This is a genomic window from Amycolatopsis sp. NPDC104819 (assembly GCF_055583145.1).
Genome location: NZ_JBVJON010000024.1, coordinates 15,747 through 36,742 on the forward strand (window position 1 = coordinate 15,747; position 20,996 = coordinate 36,742).

General features: G+C 71.2%; 18 protein-coding genes and 1 pseudogene. 4 read left to right on the forward strand and 15 right to left on the reverse strand.

Translation table 11 applies throughout. The features are described 5' to 3' along the window. Positions 1-60 precede the first annotated feature (60 nt). Positions 61-966: an SMP-30/gluconolactonase/LRE family protein gene (locus tag ACZ63E_RS44160; protein WP_465342301.1), complete on the forward strand. Its 906-nt coding sequence runs from the start codon at positions 61-63 to the stop codon at positions 964-966. A gap of 233 nt (positions 967-1,199) precedes the next feature. On the opposite strand, the gene ACZ63E_RS44165 is transcribed toward ACZ63E_RS44160, so the two are convergent. From ACZ63E_RS44165 to rsmD, 12 genes and pseudogenes are all read right to left on the reverse strand, one after another. Then, complete coding sequence (locus tag ACZ63E_RS44165) at positions 1,200-2,384, reverse strand: MAB_1171c family putative transporter (RefSeq protein WP_465342302.1); 1,185 nt, start codon at positions 2,382-2,384, stop codon at positions 1,200-1,202. After that, positions 2,381-2,911 carry a hypothetical protein gene (locus tag ACZ63E_RS44170; protein ID WP_465342358.1) on the reverse strand — a complete coding sequence of 177 codons (531 nt, stop codon included), beginning with the start codon at positions 2,909-2,911 and terminating at the stop codon, positions 2,381-2,383. The genes ACZ63E_RS44165 and ACZ63E_RS44170 overlap by 4 nt, the downstream gene beginning before the upstream one ends. Before the next feature lie 178 nt (positions 2,912-3,089). Further along, positions 3,090-3,515, reverse strand: coding sequence for a helix-turn-helix domain-containing protein (locus ACZ63E_RS44175; RefSeq protein WP_465342303.1), 426 nt, complete (start codon positions 3,513-3,515; stop codon positions 3,090-3,092). A gap of 58 nt (positions 3,516-3,573) precedes the next feature. After that, on the reverse strand, positions 3,574-4,443 hold the full coding sequence (gene mutM, locus ACZ63E_RS44180) for a bifunctional DNA-formamidopyrimidine glycosylase/DNA-(apurinic or apyrimidinic site) lyase (RefSeq protein WP_465310470.1): 870 nt from the start codon (positions 4,441-4,443) through the stop codon (positions 3,574-3,576). A gap of 45 nt (positions 4,444-4,488) precedes the next feature. Further along, positions 4,489-5,746, reverse strand: a pseudogene (locus ACZ63E_RS44185) (polysaccharide lyase 6 family protein). 89 nt (positions 5,747-5,835) lie between these two features. Continuing rightward, complete coding sequence (rnc, locus tag ACZ63E_RS44190; RefSeq protein WP_465342304.1) at positions 5,836-6,603, reverse strand: ribonuclease III; 768 nt, start codon at positions 6,601-6,603, stop codon at positions 5,836-5,838. A gap of 13 nt (positions 6,604-6,616) precedes the next feature. Beyond that, positions 6,617-6,799, reverse strand: a complete 183-nt coding sequence (rpmF, locus tag ACZ63E_RS44195) for a 50S ribosomal protein L32 (protein ID WP_013223689.1) — start codon at positions 6,797-6,799, stop codon at positions 6,617-6,619. 71 nt (positions 6,800-6,870) lie between these two features. Then, positions 6,871-7,473 carry a YceD family protein gene (locus ACZ63E_RS44200; RefSeq protein WP_465310468.1) on the reverse strand — a complete coding sequence of 201 codons (603 nt, stop codon included), beginning with the start codon at positions 7,471-7,473 and terminating at the stop codon, positions 6,871-6,873. A 561-nt stretch (positions 7,474-8,034) separates the two neighbouring features. Continuing rightward, the gene (locus ACZ63E_RS44205) at positions 8,035-8,763 is read right to left on the reverse strand and encodes a DivIVA domain-containing protein (protein ID WP_465310467.1); all 729 of its coding nucleotides are present in this window, start codon (positions 8,761-8,763) and stop codon (positions 8,035-8,037) included. Positions 8,764-8,858: 95 nt separating this feature from the next. Next, entirely contained in the window at positions 8,859-9,554 is a 696-nt protein-coding gene (locus ACZ63E_RS44210; RefSeq protein WP_465342305.1) for a ribonuclease domain-containing protein, read from the reverse strand. A 94-nt stretch (positions 9,555-9,648) separates the two neighbouring features. Then, on the reverse strand, positions 9,649-10,134 hold the full coding sequence (gene coaD, locus ACZ63E_RS44215; protein ID WP_465310465.1) for a pantetheine-phosphate adenylyltransferase: 486 nt from the start codon (positions 10,132-10,134) through the stop codon (positions 9,649-9,651). Between the two features lie 53 nt (positions 10,135-10,187). Further along, a complete protein-coding gene (gene rsmD / locus ACZ63E_RS44220) occupies positions 10,188-10,748 on the reverse strand; it encodes a 16S rRNA (guanine(966)-N(2))-methyltransferase RsmD (RefSeq protein ID WP_465342306.1) in 561 nt (186 codons plus the stop codon). A 124-nt stretch (positions 10,749-10,872) separates the two neighbouring features. On the opposite strand from rsmD, the gene ACZ63E_RS44225 reads away from it, so the two are divergent. After that, the gene (locus tag ACZ63E_RS44225; RefSeq protein ID WP_465342307.1) at positions 10,873-12,984 is read left to right on the forward strand and encodes a HelD family protein; all 2,112 of its coding nucleotides are present in this window, start codon (positions 10,873-10,875) and stop codon (positions 12,982-12,984) included. Between the two features lie 557 nt (positions 12,985-13,541). Here ACZ63E_RS44225 and ACZ63E_RS44230 read toward each other — a convergent pair. Next, the gene (locus ACZ63E_RS44230; protein ID WP_465342308.1) at positions 13,542-17,333 is read right to left on the reverse strand and encodes an nSTAND1 domain-containing NTPase; all 3,792 of its coding nucleotides are present in this window, start codon (positions 17,331-17,333) and stop codon (positions 13,542-13,544) included. A 143-nt stretch (positions 17,334-17,476) separates the two neighbouring features. Here ACZ63E_RS44230 and ACZ63E_RS44235 point away from each other — a divergent pair, with 143 nt between their 5' ends. Next, positions 17,477-18,472: an LLM class flavin-dependent oxidoreductase gene (locus ACZ63E_RS44235; RefSeq protein WP_465310461.1), complete on the forward strand. Its 996-nt coding sequence runs from the start codon at positions 17,477-17,479 to the stop codon at positions 18,470-18,472. 163 nt (positions 18,473-18,635) lie between these two features. Here the strand turns inward: ACZ63E_RS44235 and ACZ63E_RS44240 are convergent, their stop codons facing one another. Further along, positions 18,636-19,520 carry an IS3 family transposase gene (locus ACZ63E_RS44240; RefSeq protein WP_465342309.1) on the reverse strand — a complete coding sequence of 295 codons (885 nt, stop codon included), beginning with the start codon at positions 19,518-19,520 and terminating at the stop codon, positions 18,636-18,638. Further along, the gene (locus ACZ63E_RS44245) at positions 19,517-19,804 is read right to left on the reverse strand and encodes a transposase (RefSeq protein ID WP_465342310.1); all 288 of its coding nucleotides are present in this window, start codon (positions 19,802-19,804) and stop codon (positions 19,517-19,519) included. The genes ACZ63E_RS44240 and ACZ63E_RS44245 overlap by 4 nt, the downstream gene beginning before the upstream one ends. Positions 19,805-20,199: 395 nt before the next feature. Here ACZ63E_RS44245 and ACZ63E_RS44250 point away from each other — a divergent pair, with 395 nt between their 5' ends. Further along, entirely contained in the window at positions 20,200-20,994 is a 795-nt protein-coding gene (locus ACZ63E_RS44250) for an MlaE family ABC transporter permease (protein ID WP_465342311.1), read from the forward strand. The last annotated feature ends 2 nt before the right edge of the window (positions 20,995-20,996 follow it).

The window sequence follows — 20,996 nt, forward strand, 5'->3', positions numbered from 1 at the left end:
CACGGCGAGGGCCCGAACGGGTCGTCCCTGTTGAGCACGGAACCTCGTTAGGGTTGACCGATGGATCTGGTGAAGACGGACTTCCAGGTGCTCGACGACCGCTTCGCGCGGGTCAACGGCGACGAGTGGATGCAGCGCCTGCACACCGGCTGCCGCTGGACGGAGGGGCCGGCGTACTTCCCGGCCGGGCGGTACCTGGTGTTCAGCGACATCCCGAACAACCGCACGTTGCGCTGGGACGAGACAACCGGGCGGGTCGGGGTCTTCCGTCAGCCGTCCGAGTACGCGAACGGACACACTGTCGACCGCGCCGGACGGCTGGTCAGCTGCGAGCAGGGCCCGCGCCGGGTGACCCGCACCGAGCACGACGGCACGATCACGGTGCTGGCGTCGCACTTCGAGGGGAAGCGGCTGAACAGCCCGAACGACGTGGTCGAGCACTCGGACGGGTCAATCTGGTTCACCGACCCGAGTTACGGCATCGACAGCGACTACGAGGGGTACCGAGCCGAGAGCGAGATCGGCGGCTGCCACGTGTACCGGGTGTCCCCGTCCGACGGCGAGGTCCGCATCGTCGCGGACGACTTCTCCCGCCCGAACGGCCTCGCCTTCTCGGCCGACGAGTCGTTGCTGTACATCGCCGACACGCGCCAGGACCCGAGTCACATCAGGGTGTTCGAGGTGCGGGACAACGGAAAGCTGACGGGCGGCGAGGTGTTCGCAACATCCGACAGCGGCGGTTTCGACGGCGTCCGGGTCGACAGCGAGGGCCAGGTGTGGGCGGCCGCGCACGACGGGTTGCACTGCTTCGCCCCGGACGGAACCCGGATCGGCAAGCTGAGGGTGCCGGAGATCTGTTCGAACTTCACCTTCGGCGGGGCGCGCGGGAACGAGCTGTTCATCACGGCTTCGAGCTCGGTGTACACGCTGAGGGTGACGGTGAACGGGGCGCGCTACCCGCGGTGAGGGCGGGCTGGCGGGCGGACTGACGGCTGGCGGGTGGCGGGCCGGCGGGCGGACGGCTGGCGGCTGGCGGCTGGCGGGCAGGCGGGCAGGCGGGCAGGCGGGCTGGCGGGCTGGCGGGCTGGCGACGCGAAATTGCCGGCTCCGCCCGCTCGCGGCTCGGTCAGCGCAGCGAAGCCCCCACTAGCCCGCGATCGGAAGCCGCCCAGAGCAGCTTCCGGTCGCCCCAACCGCTCTCAGCGCAGCGCGCCCTGCCGGACCCGGCTCAAGACCGCGTCTCGCTGCCACGCCCGGCTCACCCTCACCAACCAAGCCGCCTCTGCGGCGACGTCCGCGTCCGCCTCGGCCTCCAGTGGTGCCAACGGCGCTCCCTCCGCCTGCTCGAAACGGCGGCCCTCCCTACCCGCCTCGATCGCCGCGGCCAAGGTCACCGCTTCCACCGTCGGAGCCAAGTCCGGTTCTCGGACTCCCGCTCGGCGGGCCTCCGCCTCCACCCGCGCCGGGAGGGCCGGGTCGAAGTGGGCTCGCAGCGCCAAATGGCCGTCGCGGATTTCGATCACCCTGCGGTACAGCGCGAACTCCGCGCCCGCCGTCAGCTCGCGGCCCGGGTCCAGTGCGATGCCCGGGACCGCCGTGCGCAGCGCCTTCCACAACGGCTCGATGCGCCGGTACGCGCGGTACGCGCGGACCCGCCCGACCACCGACGACACCGCCGGTGACCACGCGCTGAGCGTCGCGCCGGCCGTCACGAAACAGATCGTCGTCGCCGCCAGGACCGACGATGGCAGGTCCTCTCGGGCGCCGATCCGCGCCGACTGGGCGAGGCGGCGGACGTCGTCGATGTCCCAGAACGTCCACGCGATCGCCGCGCCCACGCCGATCACCAGCAGCCACAGGCCGGCGCGTAGCGGGCCCGGCTCGGCGTGCCACGCACTGCGGGTGAACACCGTGATCAGCAGCCCGAGGCTGACCAGGCTGTAGATCAGGAACACGGCCTTGTCCCCCAGCGCGAACGGCAGCGTGCCCGGCGAAAACACCGTCTCGTCACCGACGCGCTGCGGCTCGGACAGCGCGAAGCACACCGCCAGCAGCACCATCGCCGCTCCGGTGAACAGCCCGTGCGGGGTGAGGCGCGCGCCTTCGCCTCGCCACACCGACTGCGTGAACGCCACCGCGAAGCCGATCGCCCCCAGCTTCAGCTCGTCGCCGGCCAGGGTCAGGACCCACTCGGCGACCGGGCCCGGGCCGACGAACGCCTCCATCGCCGGGGTCAGCACCAGGATGCCGGTGGCGATGCAGATGCCGAACCCGGCGAGGAACCACATCGTGCGCACCGGCTGGCTGTGGCGGGCCTCGATCAGCTTGTACCCGAACCCCGCGAACCCCACCACGCACAGGAGGTACGCGAGGGTCTCGGTCACGGCGCGCGGCGGCGGGACCGGCCGCCGAACAGCGAGTCGAAGTTCCGCAGGCCGTCCGGGACGTCCGGCGCCGGCTCGCGCGGCTCTTCGGGCCGCACGACGCGCTGGGCCAGCAGGCTCGCGACGAGCTCGGCCTCCCGCTCCTGGACCTCCGTGTACGTGGTGCGGCCGAGCACCCGCCGGACCAGTTCCGGCGAAAGGTTCGGCATCAGCTGCCGGCCGGCCGCGGCGTCGATCGCGACGCCGTCCGCGCCGGCGTCGGCCCCGGTGTGCCCGCACAGCAGGTGCCCGACCTCGTGCAGCAGGATGTGGCGCCGGTGCAGGGCGGTCGTGTTCGTCGGGTACAGGATGTAGTCGGCGCGTTCGGTGCTCATGAGCAGCCCGCACGGCGCGCCTTCGGGGGCGCTGACCGGCATGAGCTCGATCGGGCGGCCGCGGCCGGCGGCCAGGCTAGCGACGAACCGCTCGGCGTCGAACGGCTCCGGCAGGCTGACGGCGTCGGCGACCTCACGGGCGCGCCGCCACAGGGCGCGGCTCGGCCGGCGCGCGGAAAGCCGCTGCCAGAGCCCTGCCACCTCAGCCTTCGCCACCCTCAACCGCCTCCGACCGGCCGATCACGTTCCCCGCCTCGGGTCAGCCTAGAAGACTCCGGCCGGCAGATCACTCCCCAGCCGATCCCGAACCCCTCCGCGCGGTCCCGGCCTCCTACTTCGCTCCCCCGCGGCCGGCTTCGCGGCGGGCGATCGCGTCGATCATGTCGCTGATCGTGTCGAGCCCGTCGGCCGACAGGGTCACCGCGCGCAAGGCCAGGTCCCGGACCCCCGCGTCACGCAGCGCGCCCAGCAGGGCCAGCTCTTCGGCGATCTTCCTGCTCTGCTCGTCGTCGAAGAAGTATGCCGGAGGCACGCCGAAGAACTGGGCGAGCGCCTCCAGGTGCCGCTTCGTCGGGTTGTCCCGGCGGCCGGTGCGCAGCTGCCACAGGTAGGTCGTCGAGAAGCTCTCCCCCGTTGCCTCGCGGCAGGCCTTCGCGGCCTCTTCGTTGCTGTACGGCTCCCGATCGGGCCTGCGGACCACGTGGAACAGCTGGTCGATCTTGTCGGCCAGCGTCGACTTTCCGGGCTCCTTGACCACGATGCACTCCCTCAGCTGCCAGGCACATTCATCTTAGCTGAAAGGCGAACACCATTAATCAACGCGAGCTAGCCCGCGGCCGCGGCTGGCAGCGCGGACACGAGAACGACGACCGGTTCATGAACGGCTCCCGCCGGATCGCCGTGCCGCACCGGCCGCACGGCAGCCCCTCCTGGCCGTACGCGTCCAGCGACCGGTCGAAGTACCCCGACTGCCCGTTGACGTTCACGTACAGCGCGTCGAACGACGTGCCACCCGCGCCCAGCGCCGCGTTCATCACGTCCGACGCAGCCGACAGCAGCTCACGGCCCTTCGCGAGCGTCAGCTTCTCCGTCGGACGGGCCCAGTGGAGGCGAGCGCGCCACAGCGCTTCGTCCGCGTAGATGTTGCCGATGCCCGAGACGAGCGTCTGGTCGAGCAGGGCCCGCTTGACCTCGGTGCGCCGCGACCGCAGCGCGCGCACCGCCGCGTCGAGGTCGAACGCCGGGTCCATCGGGTCACGCGCGATGTGCGCGATCGTGTCCGGCAGCAGCACCTCGCCGCCGATGTCGTGCAGGTCGTCCAGGGCCAGGCCGCCGAACGTCCGCTGGTCGACGAAGCGCAGCTCCGGGCCGTCGTCGTCGAAGCGCAGCCGCACCCGCAGGTGCTTCTCGTCCGGCGCGCCCTCGGGCTGGACGAGCATCTGCCCGCTCATCCCGAGGTGGGCCAGCAGCGCCTCCTTGTCGGACAGCTCCAGCCACAGGTACTTGCCGCGGCGCCGCGCCGCCTCGACGCGGGTGCCGGCCAGCCGCTTTGTGAAGTCCTCCGCGCCGAGCGCGTGCCGGCGGATGGCCCGCGGGTGCAGGACCTCCGCCGCGTGGATGGTCCGGCCCGCGACGTGCGCCTGCAGGCCCACTCGGACGACTTCGACCTCGGGAAGTTCGGGCATACGACCATTGTGCCCGCCGGGTACGACAGTTTTGAAAAGGCACAGTCACGACGCGGCCGGTCCGACGTCGGCCTTCACCAGCGGCACCCGGGTCGCGCCGGAGGCGAAGTACTCGTCGGCGCCGACGTCGTACACGCCCGTGCGCGCCTGCAGGTCGAAGTCCGTCGCGGCGAACGGGTACGAGCCGGCGCCGGTGTCGATCGCCGGGCTGCCCGAGGCCAGCCGGTACAGCCCGTTCGGGTCCTTGACCAGCTTCGGGTCGACCGACCGCGACGGGATCCCGGCCGTGCCGCCGAAGGTGATGTTGCCTTCGTACTTGACCGTCGACCCGCTCGGCAGCGTGACGAGCGGGCCGGAGGTGCCCTTCACGATGTTGTCCGCGACCACGCAGTCCTTCGGCTTGAAGGCACCGCCGTCGCCGTCGATCACGCTCTTCGAGCCCAGCACGGTGTTGTAGGCGACCGTGACGCGGTCGGGCCGGTCGTGCAGCTTACTCGTGGGCCCGCTGTCGGCCTCGTCACCGGAGCCGAACACGATCGCGCGGTCGCCGGAGTTCGCGACGTAGTTGCCGACGATCTTGTGGTCGTTGCCGTGGAAGCGGATGCCCGACCCGAACAGCAGGTTGCCCTCGACGACGCTGCGGTTGCCGTGGCGCAGCACGAAGTAGCCCTTGCTGTCGCGGATCGTGTTGTAGCGCACCACGTTGTCCGACGACTTGACCGAGATCGCCTCGCTGTCGCCGTCGGCCTTCTCGAAGAGGTTGTACTCCAGCAGCGCGTGCGCCGAGTAGGACTGGTGGTCGCTCAGGCCGAGCCGGACCGACTCGCCGCCGTTCGCCCCGGAGAACTGGTGGTTGAAGAAGTAGTTGTGGTGCACGTGGACGCGCTGGGCCATCGCCTTCGCGGGCCCGAGGATCTGCAGGAACACACCCTGGCTGGTGCGGTTCTGGAAGACGTTGCGGTCGACCTCGGTGTCGTCACCGCTGACGGTGACCCAGTTGCCGTCGCTCGTGAGCTGGAAGTCGTTGCGGGACAAGCGGTTGTGCGACGCGCCGGCGGGGACGCTCCGCGAAGCGCCGTTGCGGAACTTGAAGCCGCGCAGTGGTGCCGGAGCGTTTGATCGCCAGGGTCGAACCGGCCGCGTAGGAGCCGTCGGCCAGGGCGATCGTGTCGCCGGGCTGGGCTTTGTCCAGCGCGGACTGCAACGCGGACAGGGAAGTCACCCGGATCTGCGCCGCGGCCGCCGAGGGTCCGGGCAAGACTACAAGCGCCGCCGCGAGCAGGGGAAGGAGAAAAAGACGCATCCGCCCAACCTCTCAGTGAGTACCAGCGCGGCGGATGATCATCACGCTACTGAGAGGCGGGCGGAATCGTCAACGGAGGTTCCCGGTGGTCAGGACTCCGGGTCGTCCTTCTTCTCGGCTTGCTCGGCCTTTTCGGCTTCGAGCTCGGCCGACAGCGAACGCCAGGCCGTCTCGGCGGCCTTCTGCTCGGCTTCCTTCTTCGTCGACCCGGTGCCGTTGCCCAGCGGGCGGCCGGCGATGAGGACGGTGGCCGTGAACTCCTTGCGGTGGTCCGGACCGGTGTCCTCGACCTTGTACTCGGGCACGCCGAGGCCGGCCGACGCGGTCAGCTCCTGCAGGCTCGTCTTCCAGTCGAGCCCCGCCCCGCGCAACGGCGCTTCGGCGAGCAGGCCGTCGAAGAGGTGGTGCACGAGCTTGCGCGCGATCTCGATGCCGTGCGCCAGGTAGGCGGCGCCGATCACGGCTTCCAGGCCGTCGGCGAGGATGCTCGCCTTGTCCCGGCCGCCGGTGAGCTCTTCGCCCTTGCCGAGCAGCAGGTGCGCCCCGAGCCCGCCCTCGCCGAGCCCGCGGGCGACCCGCGCCAGCGCGTGCATGTTGACGACGCTGGCGCGGAGCTTCGCGAGCTGACCTTCGGGCAGGTCGGGGTGCGTGGTGTAGAGGTGGTCGGTGACGACCAGGCCCAGCACGGCGTCACCGAGGAACTCCAGCCGCTCGTTCGGCGGCAGGCCCCCGTTTTCGTACGCGTACGAACGGTGGGTCAGCGACAGCTCGAGCAGCTCGGGGTCGAGTGTGACCCCGAGCGCTTCGAGCAACGGCGCCGGATCGGCCGGTGGTCCCCCGGGCGTCTTGCCCCCCATGTCGGCTACCCGATCAGGCGGGCTCGACGACCTGGCGGCCGTTGTGCTGGCCGCACGACGGGCACGCGATGTGCTGGAGCTTCGGCTGCTTGCAGGCGCGGTTGGAGCAGGGCACCAGCTGCACCGGAGCCGCCTTCCACTGGCTGCGGCGGGAGCGCGTGTTGGATCGCGACATCTTCCGCTTCGGGACGGCCACGAGTAGATCTCCTTATGACGGTCTGCTCGCGGTCGCGAGCGAACTTCCTCCGGACCGAGCTGGGGCGCTCGTCAGGCTTGCTCAGCGGGACCCGGCGCAGGCTTTTCGCCCGCATTCTCGTCGAAACGCTCGACCAGTGCGGCCCACCGAGGGTCTATCTTCTCATGCCCGTGTCCGGGCTCGAGATCGGCCCACTTGACGCCGCACTCCGTGCAGAGCCCGGCGCAGTCCTCGGTGCACAGCGGCGCCAGCGGGAGGGCCAGCACGACGGCGTCGCGGACGATGGGCTCGAGGTCGATCTTGTCGTCGACCAGCCGGGGGATCTCGTCCTCGTCGGTGGTCTCCTCGGTGGCCGACCCCGGGTAGGCGAACAGCTCCTGGACCTCGACCTCGACCTCTTCGGTCAGCGGGTCGAGACAGCGGGCGCAGGTGCCCTTCGCCGTGGCTTTCGCGGTGCCGCTGACCAGGACGCCTTCGACGACGGACTCGAGCAGCAGGTCGAGCTCGAGTTCGGAGCCGGCGTCGATGGTGATGACGTCGGGGACGCCGAGCGGCGTCTCCACCGGCACGCTGCGCGTGATAGCGCGGCTGAGGCCGGCGTGACGGCCGAGCTCACGGGTGTCGATCACCCAGGGGCTGCGGTCGTCAAGCTGGGGGGTCTTGTTCTCGGACATCCCGTCCAGGGTACGCAGGGGGCGCCACCTCTTTCGAGCTGGCACCCGCGCAGGTCGGGCGGGCTCGGGATCGGGCGTAGTGGGTGACTCGTTCGTGGCGCCGGACGCTCAGAATGAGTCGCTCATCTCAAGGCGCCTGCGGGAGTCGAGCGGACCGCGGCCGGCACGTGCGCGAGTCGAACGGACCCCAGGCCGCCCAGGACCGGGCCCCACCCCCTGGCAGGGTTCCGGCGAAGTCGGATTCGCCGGTCAGCTCGCAGCGCGGACGGCCAGATACACCACACCGGAGGTCGCGGTAGCGGCCCGGGAAGGTCATGAATGACTCATTCATGACCTCTGACGAGGTGAATGAGTCATTCACGACATCGCAGCGGCCCGCCGACCACGTTCGCCCCGACTTTTGCCGGGCCCCCACCCTCCCTGGGGGGCGTCCCTTGTCCAGCGTATCGGCGGTGTCCGACAAAGCCCGGAAAGTCGCGGCCGGGAACCCGAGTTGTCCCCAACTCGCAGGAGCTGTGGACAACCGGTCGCCCGCGAGTCAACCAGCTGCTGAGAGGCGTGTCACACCTGGTAGTCGTACAGGGTGGGACGGCCGCCGCTGTTCGGGAGGTTGGCCGGGGAGCGCAGGTGGTTGCGGCCCGAGTCGACCGTCCTCAGCGTTGTCGCCAGGAGCTCCGAGAACTCCGCCAGCTTGCCGTCGACGTACGCGTCGCAGTCCACGCGCTGGCGGTCGGCCTCGGCGTGGGCTTCGTCGACGATGCGGGCCGACTCCGCGTGCGCGGCCTGGACCACCTCGGTCTGCGCGACCAGGCGGCCCTGCTCGGCGCGGCCGTCCTCGATGGCGCGGTCGTACGCGTCGCGGCCGGCCTGGATCATGCGCTCGGACTCGGCGCGGGAGCGGTCGGTGAGGTTCTGGTACTCGGCCTGGCCCGCCGCGACCGTGCGGTCGGCCTGGTCGTGGGCGTCGGCGAGCATCTGCTCCGCGCGGGCGCGGGCGTCGGCCATGATGCGCTCGGCCTCGTCCGTGGCGTCGGCGAGCGCGCGCTCGGCTTCGGCGTTCGCGCCGGCGACCGTCTCGCTCGCCTCCTTGCGGGCGGCGTGGATCAGGTCGTCGCGCTTGTCGAGCACGTCCTGCGCGTCGTCGACCTCCGCCGGCAGCGCGTCCCGCACGTCGTCGAGGAGCTCGAGCACGTCGCCGCGGGGCACGATGCAGTTGGACGTCATCGGGACGCCGCGCGCCTCCTCGACGATGGTGACGAGCTCGTCGAGCGCCTCGAAAACCCGGTACACGGCAACTCCAATCCCCTGTCGCTGAGATCAGTCTGCCCGTACCCGGCGCCGAACCGGTGAAAGCGCACGGCGCCGGGCGTGTCCCCTCGCGAACGTCAGGAACTCAGGTCGATCCGCTTGAAGGTGGCGTAGTGGTCGGGCGTGTAGGCCAGCTCGCCCGCCTTGCCGGAGATCACGCGGTCGTTCGTGCCGACGTTGAACAGCTTGTAGTAGCCGGACGCGCAGGCCGGGAGCACGCCTTCGCGGTTCTCGTAGGTCGTGCTGCTGGTCGCTCCGCCGCGGACGTTGTCGACCACCGTGCGGGCCGCCGCGGAAAGCTGGGAGTAGCCGATCTTCGTCAGGCCGGACAGGTCTCCGCACGCGTGCGTCTGGCCGCCGCCGGAGATGTCGATGACCTTGAACGTCGCGTAGTGGTCACCGGTGTAGAAGTACTCGCCGCCGCTGCCGGTCACGATGCGGCGCGTGCCGCGGTTGCTCGAGCCGGGCGTCGGCACCGTGTACTCGTGGTAGTAGCCCGACGCACACGACGGGAGGATGCCTTCCCGGTTGTCGAAGACGACACCGTCGTTCTGCGGGTACGGGAACGGGCCCCCCTTCTGGATCAGGTTGTACGTCGTCGTCGCCTCGGCGGGCAGGGCCGACAGCGTCGTGTGCGAGAAGCCCGAGAGGTTCCCGCACGCGTTCTGGGCGGCCGTCGTGTTCGTCACCGCTTCGGCGGCGGTGACCCCCATGGAGAACGTGGCCAGGAGCGCGAACAGGATCGCGACCAGGCGTGATCGATTGTTGGTCATTTTCGGACCGTAGCTCGATCGAATGATCGTCAGAAGACGAGAACGTGAACTCGGGCGGTAACGGCCGCAAGTCCCGACGAACGTAGGGGACCGGTCAGGCGCCGAGCTTCGGGAACTTCTCCGAGAGGCGCTCGTACACCACGGCCGGCACCAGGTGCTCGATGTCGCCGCCGAGCGCCGCGACCTCCTTGACCAGCGAGCTGGACACGAAGCCGTACGCCGGGTTGTTCGCCATCAGCAGCGTCTCGACGCCGGTGAGCTCGCGGTTCATCTGGGCCATCTGCAGCTCGTAGTCGAAGTCGCTGACCGAGCGCAGGCCCTTCGCGATCGCCGCGATGCCGTTGTCGCGGCAGTAGTCGACCAGCAGGCCTTCCCACGAGTCGACCCGCACGTTGCCCAGCTTCGCGGTGATCTCGCGGAGGATGTCGAGCCGTTCGGGGACCTCGAAGAGGCCCTTCTTGCTCTTGTTCACCCCCACCGCGACGACGACCTCGTCGAACAGCTGGGCCGCCCGCTCGATGATGTCGAGGTGCCCGTTGGTGGCCGGATCGTAGGAACCGGGACAGACCGCACGCCGCATGGCGCGGACGCTACCGTGCCCGGCCGCCGCCCGCCCGTCCCCCGCGGGGTGGTTCACACCACAGCCGCGTACTCCGCCCAGTACACCGCCGTGTCGCCGTACTTCTTCGCGCGCGAGGGCTCGAAGCCGCCCGGCCAGTCCGGCTCGCCGTCGCGGGCCGCGCGCTCGACGACGACCAGCGCGGACTCCCCCAGCCAGCCGCCCGCGGCCAGCGCGGCGAGCACGCGTCCCAGGGCGGCCGAGTCGACGGCGTACGGCGGGTCGGCCAGCACCAGGTCGAACGGCCGGGGCGCGGGCGCCGCGACGACCGTCTCGACCGGACCGGGGCGGACCGTGCCGCCCAGGCCCAGTGCCGCGACGTTGCCGCGCAGGACGTCCACCGCGCGCCGGTCGGACTCCACGAACAGGGCGTCCGCCGCGCCGCGCGAGAGGGCTTCGAGACCGAGCGCGCCGGAGCCCGCGTAGAGGTCGAGGACGTGGGCGCCGTCCACCTCGCCGGCCGTCTCCAGGGCGTTGAACAGGGCTTCCCGCACACGTTCCGACGTCGGCCGGGTGCCCTTCGGCGGCACCTTCAGCCGCCGCCCGCCCGCCGTCCCGGCCACGATCCTGGTCACCCCCTGATTGTGCGGGGATGACACGGCGCACTGATGGCCGGGACATTGGTGAACCCGCCGCACCCAACGCGTAGAGTCGTTCTTCGCCCTCGGAGGCGATCCAGAAGCTGTCAAGGAGCCATGCGTGTCGGAACCTCGGGTCAGACGGGCCGAGATCGCCATCGAACAAGCCCACGTCGATCGCGTGTACACCCGTCTGGACGAACTGCGGGCCCAAGCCGAGGCGATGCGCACCAAGGGCTACGAGATCGGCCAGGGCGCGCAGCGCGAGGCGATCTTCGAGCAGGCGTCGATGCTGTTCGAGCGCGACATGATGGTCTACCACGCCAACCAGACGCTCCAGACGCTCGACGCCGAGTACGAGGGCCTCGTCTTCGGCCGCCTCGACGACCGTGAGGGCGAACGCACCTACGTCGGCCGCCTCGGCATCCGCGACGCGGAGTTCGACAACCTCGTCACGGACTGGCGCGCGCCGGCCGCGGCCGCGTTCTACCAGGCCACGGCCGAAGAGCCGATGGACGTCGTGCGGCGGCGCGTGATCCGCTGCTCCGGCCAGAACGTCCTCGACGTCGACGACGACGTCCTGATCGCCGACGCCGTGCCCGAGGACATGCAGATCGTCGGCGAAGGCGCGCTGATGGCCGCGCTGGGGCGTTCGCGCGGCGAGAAGATGCGCGACATCGTCGCGACCATCCAGAAGGAGCAGGACGAGGTCATCCGGGCGCCGTGGCGCGGGGTCACCGAGATCACCGGCGGGCCGGGCACCGGCAAGACGGCCGTCGCGCTGCACCGCGCCGCCTACCTGCTCTACCGCTACCGCCGTCAGCTGGGCGGGGCCGGAGTGCTGGTGATCGGGCCGTCCGGGGTGTTCACGAGCTACATCTCGCGCGTCCTCCCCTCGATGGGTGAAACGAACGTCGAGCTGCGCGCGCTCGGCGAGGTCCTCGACGGCCTCGAGGCGACCCGGCAGGACCCCGCGCCGCTCGCCGCGGTCAAGGGTTCGCTGCGGATGCGAAAGATCCTGCTGCGGGCGCTGCGGGACACCCCGCCGGAGGCGCCCGAGGAGATGCGGATCGTCTACCGCGGCGAGGTCCTGAAGCTGAACGCGCGGGAGCTGGAGAAGGTCCGCCGCAAGGCCCACACGCAGGGCGCGCCGCCGAACCGGTCGCGGATCCGGGCGGCCGAGCTGCTGCTGGACGCGCTCGCGGCGAAGGCCGAGGAGTACGCGAAGGCCGACGGCAAGCCGTTCGAACGGGCGGAGCTGATCACCGACCTGGGTGAGCGGATCGACTTCCACCGGTTCCTGGTCGTGTGGTGGCCGGTGCTGTACCCCGCGCAGATCCTGAAGTGGCTGGGCGAGGAGAAGCGGCTGGCGTCGGTGGCGAAGGGCGTGCTGAACCGGCACGAGATCTCGATGCTGGCCGCGGACTTCGCGGACCGCTCGCGCGGCTGGTCGATCGCGGACGTCGCGCTGCTGGACGAGCTGCGCGTGCTGATCGGGCCGCCGCCGAAGCGCAAGCGCCGTCAGATGATCGAGGTCGAGCCGCAGCGCTCCGGCGGCGCCCCGACCCGGCCCGAGCACTACGACGAGTACTCGCACGTCGTCGTCGACGAGTCCCAGGACCTTTCGCCGATGCAGTGGCGGATGGTCGGCCGGCGCGGCAAGTACGCGAGCTGGACGGTCGTCGGCGACCCGGTGCAGAGCTCGTGGCCGGACCCGGCCGAGGCGGCCCAGGCGCGCGACCAGGCGTTCGGCGTGAAGACGGCCCGGCGGCGGTTCACGCTGCGGACGAACTACCGGAACTCGGCGGAGATCTTCGACCTGGCGGCGAAGGTGGTGTCCGGGCACGCGGAGTCGGGCGAGCTGCCGGTGGCGGTCCGCAAGACGGGTGTCGAGCCGGACGTCCGCCCGGTCGAGGCGGCGGGCCTGGCCTCGGCGACCCAGGCGGCGGTGAAGGAGCTGCTGGGCGCGGTCGAGGGCACGGTCGGCGTCATCACGGCGATGGACCGGGTCCCGGAGGTCGCGGGCTGGCTCGCGGACCAGGGTGACGAGCGGCTGAAGGTCGTCGGCAGCCTGGACTCGAAGGGCCTGGAGTACGACGCGGTGGTGCTCGTGGAGCCGAACGACCTGATCACGGAGTCGACGACCGGGCGGCGCGTGCTGTACGTGGCGCTGACCCGGGCGACGCAGCAGCTGACGGTGCTGGCGTCGAACCCGGACTGGCTGCCGAGCTGACCCGGAGATCCGCTTCGAACGTCATGAGTGAGTCATTCACTACGTCCGACGCCAGGGTTCCGGCAAAGTCGGATTCGCCGGTCAGCTCGCAGCGCGGACGGCCAGGTACACCACACCAGACGTTGCGGTAGCGGCCAGGAAGGGTCATGAATGACTCATTCATGACCTCTGGCGAGGTGAATGAGTCATTCACGGCATCGCAGCGGCCCGCCGGGCACGTTCGCCCCGACTTTGCCGGGCCCCTGAAGTAGGACGCCATGAATGAGTCACTCACGACTCAGGGCTGCTGCCACGGCGTTCAGTCCGCGCGGCCAGGGCGAGGTGGGCATCGGTGCGGCCACGCCGCTCGACGTCCAGACGAGGCTCGCCGGAGCCGGGACACGCTGAAGGGCTCCTTCGAGGGGCGGGAGGCGGGGTTCCCGTGCCCTTGAAGGAGCCCTTCAGACCCCCGGTGAAATGAACGTCTTCGGACGTGCGGTCCGTCCGAGGCATGTCTAGCCGATCCGGGTTGTTCGGTGTCCGCGCCCGGGCACCGAACAACAACGCCGAACAACTGCTCAGGGGCAGGGTGGCGCGTAGTCGAGGCCGGGGAGGCTCGCCGTCCACTCGGGCTCGGTGATGCGGGGCGCCGTCACCGCGCAGATCCTCGTCGCCGCCCGGCCGGGGTCGGTCTCCCACAACCGGACCGTCCCGTCCGCGACGGTTTCGGCCAGCGTGTGGCCGTCCGGGGCGAACTGGACGACGTAGACGCGGTCGCGCTCCTCGGGCAGCACCGCGTACGGCGCCGCGCTCGCGACGTCCCACAGCCGGACCGTGCGGTCGTAGCTGCCGGACGCCAGCGTGGCGCCGTCCCCGCTGAAGGACACCGACATGACGTTGTCGGCGTGCCCGGCCAGCACCGCCGAGAGCCGCGCGTGGGCCGGGTCGGCCACGTCCCACAGCCGCACCGTGCGGTCCGCGCTCGCGGTCGCGACGTGCTTGCCGTCGGGGCTGAAGGCGACCGAAAAGATCGTGTCCGTGTGCCCTTCGAGCGTCGCCAGCGGCTTCGGCGCGCGCGGCGCCGAGACGTCCCACAGCCGCGCGGTGTGGTCCCAGCCGGCCGTGGCCAGCGTGCGGCCGTCGGGGCTGAAGGCCAGCGTGTGGACGTCGTCCTCGTGGCCCTGCAGCCGCGCGATCTCCACCGGGCGCAGGCGGTCGGCGAGGTCCCAGAGACGGGCGGTGTGGCCGTCCCCCGCGGTGGCGAGCAGCCGCCCGTCCGGGCTGAACGCGACCGCGTCGACGTCGTCGTGCAGCCGGTTGAACACCACCGGCGGCCCCGGGCGGGCCGGGTCGGTGACGTCCCGCAGCGTCATCGTGTGGTCCCAGCTGCCGGTGGCCAGCGTGCGCCCGTCCGGGCTGAGCGCGACCCCGCAGACCGCGTCGCCGAACCCGCCGATCGTCGCGACCCCGCGCGGCGCGGCCGGGTCGGTGAGGTCGTGCAGCCGCACGACCTCGTCGTAGCCGCCGGTGGCCAGCAGCTTCCCGCCGGCGCCGAAGGCGGCTCGGCACGTCTGCGCCGTGTGCGCGGGGTAGGCGGGCCCGGGCAGGTCCCAGAGCCGGGCGGTCTGGTCGTCGCTGGCCGTGGCGAGCGTGCGGCCGTCCCGGCTGAACACGGCGGAGACGACGGCGCCGGTGTGCCCGGGCAGGGCCGGCAGCTCACGCGGGTGCCGCGGGTCGGCGACGTCCCACCGCCGGGCCGTGCGGTCGAAGCCGGTGGTGGCGAGGGTGCGGCCGTCGGCGGTGAACGCGACCGAGCGGACGATCGCCTTGTGCGCGCCGAGCGACGACAGCTGCGCCGGGTGCCCGGGGTCGGTGACGTCCCAGAGCCGCGCGGTCTGGTCCTGGCTCGCGGTGGCGAGGACGTGCCCGTCGGGACTGAAGGCGACCGAGTGCACGACGTCGGTGTGCCCGGTCGCGACCCCGAGCTGGCGCCGCGACGCGACGTCCCAGATCCGCGCGGTCTTGTCGGCCGACGCCGAGGCGAGCAGCTTGCCGTCGGCGCTGAAGGCGAGGTTGTTGACGTACGACGTGTGCCCGGTCAGCTCCCCCGCCGGCCGCGGGCGCCCCGGGCCGGTGGTGTCGTAGAGCCGCAGTGTGCCCTCGACGTCGCCGGTCGCGAGCAGCGGGCCCACCGGGCTGAACGCGACCGCGTACGCCTTGCCTTCGTGCTGCTCGACGACGGCGCCGGGGCCGGGCCGCGCCGGGTCGGTGACGTCCCAGACGCGGACGGTCCCGTCGAAGCCCGCGGTCGCAACGCTGCGGCCGTCGGCCGCGAAGGCGACGGAGTTGACGTTGCCGGTGTGCCCGGACAGGACGCCCAGCGGCGCCGGGTGGTGCGGGTCGTGGACGTCCCACAGCCGCGCGGTGCCGTCCCAGCTGGCCGTGGCGAGGACCCGGCCGTCCGGGCGGAGGGCGACGGTGTTGACCCGGCCGGTGTGCCCGGTGAGCCGGGTCGCGTAGGGCGTCGCGGCCACGCCGAGGACGCTGCTGCGGGCGTCGGCGCTCGGGTCGAGGCGGTACGCGGCGAGCGCGAGCTGCGCGGCCAGCGCGGGGTTGGTGGCTCGCATGGCCAGCGCCTGGCCGGCGACCTTCTGGGCGAGCGCGCTGTTGCGCTGGTCGGTGGCCGTGGTCTCGGCGCGCACGGCGTAGACGGACGCGGCCACGGCGACGAGCAGCAGCACCGCCAGCAGCGCGACGAGCTGGCGCAGCCGCCGCGTCCGGCGCCGGTCGCGGTCCTGCTCGGCGTGCTCGACGGCGAGGCTCGCGTCGAGGAACCGCCGTTCCCGCCGGGACAGCGCGGTCTCCTGGCGCGCGGCCCACTCCCGCGCGATGGCCAGCCGGGTGCCGCGGTAGAGCCAGCCCGGGTCCTCCTCGACCGACTCCCAGGCGTCGGTCGCCTCGGTGAGCTGCCGGTGCACCCGCAGGCCCTCGCGGTCCTGGGTCAGCCACTCCCGCAGGCGCGGCCAGCCGCGGATGAGGGCCTCGTGCGCGATCTCGATGCCGGTGTCATCGAGGGTGACCAGCCGCGCGGCGGCCAGCTCGCCGAGCACGACGGCGGTGTCCTCGTCGTCGGTGTCGACCTCGGCGCGGCTGATCCGGCGCTTCGTGTCTTCGGTGCCTTCGCCGAGCGCGGTCATCCGGAGGAAGATCTGCCGCGCGAGCCGCTGCTGCCGCGCCGAGAGCTTCGCGAAGGTGCCTTCGGACGTCTGCGCGATGGCCCGCTCGATCCCGCCGCTGGACTCGTAGCCGGCCAGGGTGAGCGTGGTGCCGCGGCGCCGCCGCCACGTCTCCAGCAGCGCGTGCGAGAGCAGCGGGAGCACCCCGGGCTGGCCGGTCGCGTCGGCGACGAGCCGGGAGACCAGCGCGTTCTCGACGCGGTAACCGGCGTCGACGGCCGGGCGTGAGATCGCCTGGCGGAGCTCCTCGGTGGTCATCGGGCCGACCAGGACCTGCGCGTCCTGCATGGCCTCGGCGAGCTCGGCGTGGCGCGCGCAGTGGGTGTAGAAGTCGGTGCGGATGCCGAGGACGACCTGCGCGCGGCTGCCGGGCTCGGTGGTCGCGGTGACCAGCGCGGCCAGGAAACGGGCGCGCTCCTGGTCGTCCTGGCAGAGCGTGAAGACCTCTTCGAACTGGTCCACGACCAGCACGACGTCCATGTCGTCGGCCTCGGCCAGCTGACGGGCGGCGAGGCCGAGGTTGCGCGGGTGCGCGGCGAAGTCGTCGAGCAGCGCTCCGGGAGCGACGCCGAGGACGGCGGCGAACTTCACCGCGCACTCCTGCAGCGGCCGGGCGCCCGGGGTGAGCAGGACCACCGGGCCCTTCACGGCGGGCAGCAGGCCGGCCCGCAGCAGGGACGACTTCCCCGAGCCGGACGCGCCGAGGACGGCGAGAAAACGTTGTCCCGAAAGGCGGGCGACGAGCTTTTCGACAAGCCGTTCCCGGCCGAAGAATCGCCCGGCGTCAGCTGAGGTGAATGCGGCCAGCCCGACGTAAGGCGGAATTTCCCCGGCTTCGGGCTCGGCCGGTGAATCGGCACCACCCTGGCCCGGATCTTCGGCGACGACGTGCCAGCGTTCCTCCCATTCACCGGGCACCCCGCCACAGGCCCGCACGTAGGCCAAAGTGACCGCCAGGCTGGGGAGTTTGCGCCCGCCGGCGGCTTCCGAAAGCGTCCCGGCCGAGTAGTGCGCGCGCCGGCCGAGCTCGCGGTAGGTCGGATTCCCGGCGCTCTCGCGCAAACGCCGGAGATCGGCGGCGAATTCGATCAGCAGATCGTCCCCGGGATCCAAGGGGCGCTCCGGACGCGGCACCTCGTCCTCCTGTTTCCGCCGGATTTTCCGCGCCCACCGTATCGGGTCGCCCGCACCCCGCGTGGCCGATCGACCCGGACGGGCGTGAAGATCATCACCGGCGTCCGGGAAGCATCCGCGGCACCGGGGCGTTGGACCCGGTTGTGAGCTCACTGCCTGACGTGCCGCTGTCCGTGCTCGACCTGTCCCCCGTGTCCGAGGGGAACACCGTCGGCGAGACCCTGCGCCACACCCTCGACCTCGCCCGCCACGCCGAGCGGCTGGGCTACCACCGCTACTGGCTGGCCGAGCACCACAACATGCCCGGCATCGCCAGCTCGGCGACGGCCGTGCTGATCGGTCACGTCGCCGGCGCGACCGAGCGGATCCGCGTCGGCTCGGGCGGCGTCATGCTGCCCAACCACGCGCCGCTGGTGGTCGCCGAGCAGTTCGGGACGCTCGAGGCGTTCCACCCGGGCCGCATCGACCTCGGCATCGGCCGCGCGCCCGGCACCGACCAGCGGACGGCGCTGGCCCTGCGCGGGCCGGGCGGGCTGTCCGCGGAGAACTTCCCCCAGCACCTGCAGGAGCTGATCGGCTACTTCACCCATTCGGAGGCCCGCGGGGTCAACGCCGTGGTGGCCGAGGGCAACCAGCCGCCGGTCTGGCTGCTCGGCTCGAGCGGCTTCAGCGCCCAGCTCGCCGGGCGGCTCGGGCTGCCGTTCTCCTTCGCGCACCACTTCGCCGCCGAGAACACCATCCCGGCCGTGCAGCTCTACCGGGAGAACTTCCAGCCGTCCGAGGTGCTGGCCGAGCCGCACGTGATGCTCGGGGTGTCCGTGGTCGCCGCGGAGACCGACGAGCGTGCGAAGTTCCTGGCCGGGCCGTCCGGACTGACGTTCCTCAGCCTCCGCCGCGGCCGCCCGATCGCGCTGCCGACGCCGGAGGAGGCCGCGGAGTACCCGTACACCGAGATGGACCGCGCGTTCCTCGCCGACCGCTTCGGCTCGAGCATCATCGGCTCCCCCGAGACGGTCCACAAGGGACTGGAGCAGCTCCTCGCCGACACCGGCGCGAACGAGCTGATGATCACCACGATGGTCCACGGCCACGCGGACCGCGTCCGCTCCTACGAGCTGATCGCCGGCCTCAAGTCCTGACCGTGACCAGAACGCCGACACGCGTGATCAGAGGGTCGACACGCGCGATTGAAGGGTCGACACGGCGCGGCTTACCCTGCTGCGGCGTGTCGACCTCCTGATCACGCGTGTCGACCCTCCGGACACGCGTGTGGAGTTGCCCCGGTGGGGCGGACACGGGGTTTCAGGCAGCTGAGACCTGAGCGTAGTGGTTGATCCGGGTTTCGGTCGGGGTGTTGTGGCCGACAGTGGAATGCAGCCGGTGGTGGTTGTAGTAGCGCAAGTAGCCGAACACGTCCTGGCGGGCCTGGGCGCGGGTCCGCCAGATCGTGGCACCGATCTCGGTTTTCAGCGTGGCGAAGAACGCCTCGGCGACGGCGTTGTCGTAGCAGGACCCGACCCGCCCGACTGACGCCCGGATCTTCCGCTCGGCCAGTGCGGCCCGGAACTGGCCCGAGGTGTACTGGACCCCGCGGTCGGAATGAAACACCGCATTATCGTCGATGAGGCCGCGGGCGGCGGCGAGGTCGACCGCGTCGCAGGCCAGGTCGGTGCGCATGTGCCCGGCCATGGCGTGCCCGACGATTTCGCGGGTGTGCAGGTCGATGACCGTGGCCAGATACAGCCAGCCTTCGAAGGTGGGCAGGCAGGTGATGTCCCCGACCAACCGGGTCCCCGGTTTCTCGGCGGTGAAGTCGCGGCGGATCAGATCAGCCACCGGTGTGACCGGCCCGGCCGCGGGCCGGGTCAGCGTGCGGCGTTTGCGGCGGGTGATCCCGGCCAGCCCGTGTTCGCGCATCAGCCGTTCGACCCGTTTGTGGTTCACGATGTGACCGCGGCGGTGCAGCTCGGCGGTGATCCGCGGGACCCCGTAGGCGCCACGATGTTCGGCGTGAATCTCGGTGATCAGCCTGACCAGCTCGGCCTCGGCCTCCGCTAGTGCGGTCCGGGTGGCTTCGGAGGCGGCCCATTCGTGGAAGCCTTGCCGGCGCAGCCCGAGGACTCGGCATAGCCGCTGGACACCGAAGGTGGTGCGGTGTTCGGAGATGAATCGGTAGCGGTAGGTCATCGATCCATCTCGCGCGCAAAATAGGCGGCTGCTTTCCGCAGGATCTCCTTCTCTTTCTGCAGTTCAGCGACCTGTTTCCGCAGCCGTTGGACTTCGTCGGTGACCGCGGGGTCCTCGGGTGGTCCGGCCTCGGCGGCTTGCTTGGCGGTGTTGACCCAGGACCGCAGGGTCTCGTGGTTGACGCCTAGTTCTCGGGCGATCTGCCGCAACGGCCGGTCACTGGTGCGGACCAGTTCGATGGCGTCGCGACGGAACTGCTCCGGATACTTCGACCTGCGAGACACCGGGACATCCTCCCTCCAGACCTGTGTCTGGATTCAAGGTGTCCGCTCCCAGGGGGCAACTCCACGTGTCGACCCCTTCCGGCACGCACGCCGGTGCGCGGGAATGGACAGGTCCGGCATCCGGGGCGGGAATTTCTTTTCCTCCGTTGACAACAAGATCGGGCCCGGTTGTCAGTCCCGGACAAGAAATGCGCGGTTACCTGCTCGTGACCGCGTGATCGTGCTCAAGTTCTTGTCTCCCAGCATGGCCGTGGTTAGCGTACCGACCAGTAGGAAACGGCACGGTGACCCCGAGACCGTGAATGGCCGACAATTGTTACCCCGTTCGGACCATTTCCCTTTGCTCGACTCGGGTGTATTCGGCGTGCCGTCGAAACCGCTGGGGAGGCACACGAATGGCCGAACGGACGACGACGGCGTCGTTCCCCGGGGCCGCCGCGCTGCGGCAGACCGGACGGCTCTACGGGCTCGGGCTGGACGTCGTCCGGCTGACGTTCCGGCGCCCGTTCCAGCTGCGTGAGCTGATCCAGCAGTTCTGGTTCATCGCGAGCGTCTCGATCCTGCCGACGGCCCTGGTGTCCATCCCGTTCGGCGCGGTGATCGCGCTGCACATCGGGTCGCTGACCACGCAGATCGGCGCGCAGTCCTTCACCGGCGCGGCGAGCGTGCTCGCGATCATCCAGCAGGCCAGCCCGATCGTCACCGCGCTGCTCATCGCCGGCGCCGGCGGCAGCGCCATGTGCGCCGACCTCGGCGCGCGCACCATCCGCGAAGAGATCGACGCGATGGAGGTGCTCGGCGTCTCGCCGGTCCAGCGGCTGATCGTGCCGCGGGTGCTCGCCGCCATGGGCGTCGCGATCTTCCTCAACGGCATGGTCAGCGTCGTCGGCGTGCTCGGCGGTTACTTCTTCAACGTGATCATGCAGCACGGCACGCCCGGCGCCTACCTGGCGAGCTTCTCCGCCCTCGCCCAGCTGCCCGACCTGTGGATCAGCGAGATCAAGGCGCTGATCTTCGGGTTCGTCGCCGGGGTCGTCGCCGCCTACCGCGGGCTGAACCCCAAGGGCGGGCCGAAGGGTGTCGGGGACGCCGTCAACCAGTCCGTGGTCATCACGTTCCTGCTCCTGTTCGTGCTGAACCTGGTGCTCACCACGGTGTACCTGCAGCTTGTGCCGCCCAAGGGGAGCTGAAC

Coding starts and splice junctions, on each gene's coding strand:
- ACZ63E_RS44250 (WP_465342311.1), top strand. CDS start 20,200: ATGGCCGAACGGACGACGACGGCGTCGTTCCCCGGGGCCGCCGCGCTG.
- ACZ63E_RS44160 (WP_465342301.1), top strand. CDS start 61: ATGGATCTGGTGAAGACGGACTTCCAGGTGCTCGACGACCGCTTCGCG.
- ACZ63E_RS44240 (WP_465342309.1), bottom strand. CDS start 19,520: ATGACCTACCGCTACCGATTCATCTCCGAACACCGCACCACCTTCGGT.
- ACZ63E_RS44200 (WP_465310468.1), bottom strand. CDS start 7,473: ATGTCCGAGAACAAGACCCCCCAGCTTGACGACCGCAGCCCCTGGGTG.
- mutM (WP_465310470.1), bottom strand. CDS start 4,443: ATGCCCGAACTTCCCGAGGTCGAAGTCGTCCGAGTGGGCCTGCAGGCG.
- rnc (WP_465342304.1), bottom strand. CDS start 6,603: ATGGGGGGCAAGACGCCCGGGGGACCACCGGCCGATCCGGCGCCGTTG.
- ACZ63E_RS44210 (WP_465342305.1), bottom strand. CDS start 9,554: ATGACCAACAATCGATCACGCCTGGTCGCGATCCTGTTCGCGCTCCTG.
- coaD (WP_465310465.1), bottom strand. CDS start 10,134: ATGCGGCGTGCGGTCTGTCCCGGTTCCTACGATCCGGCCACCAACGGG.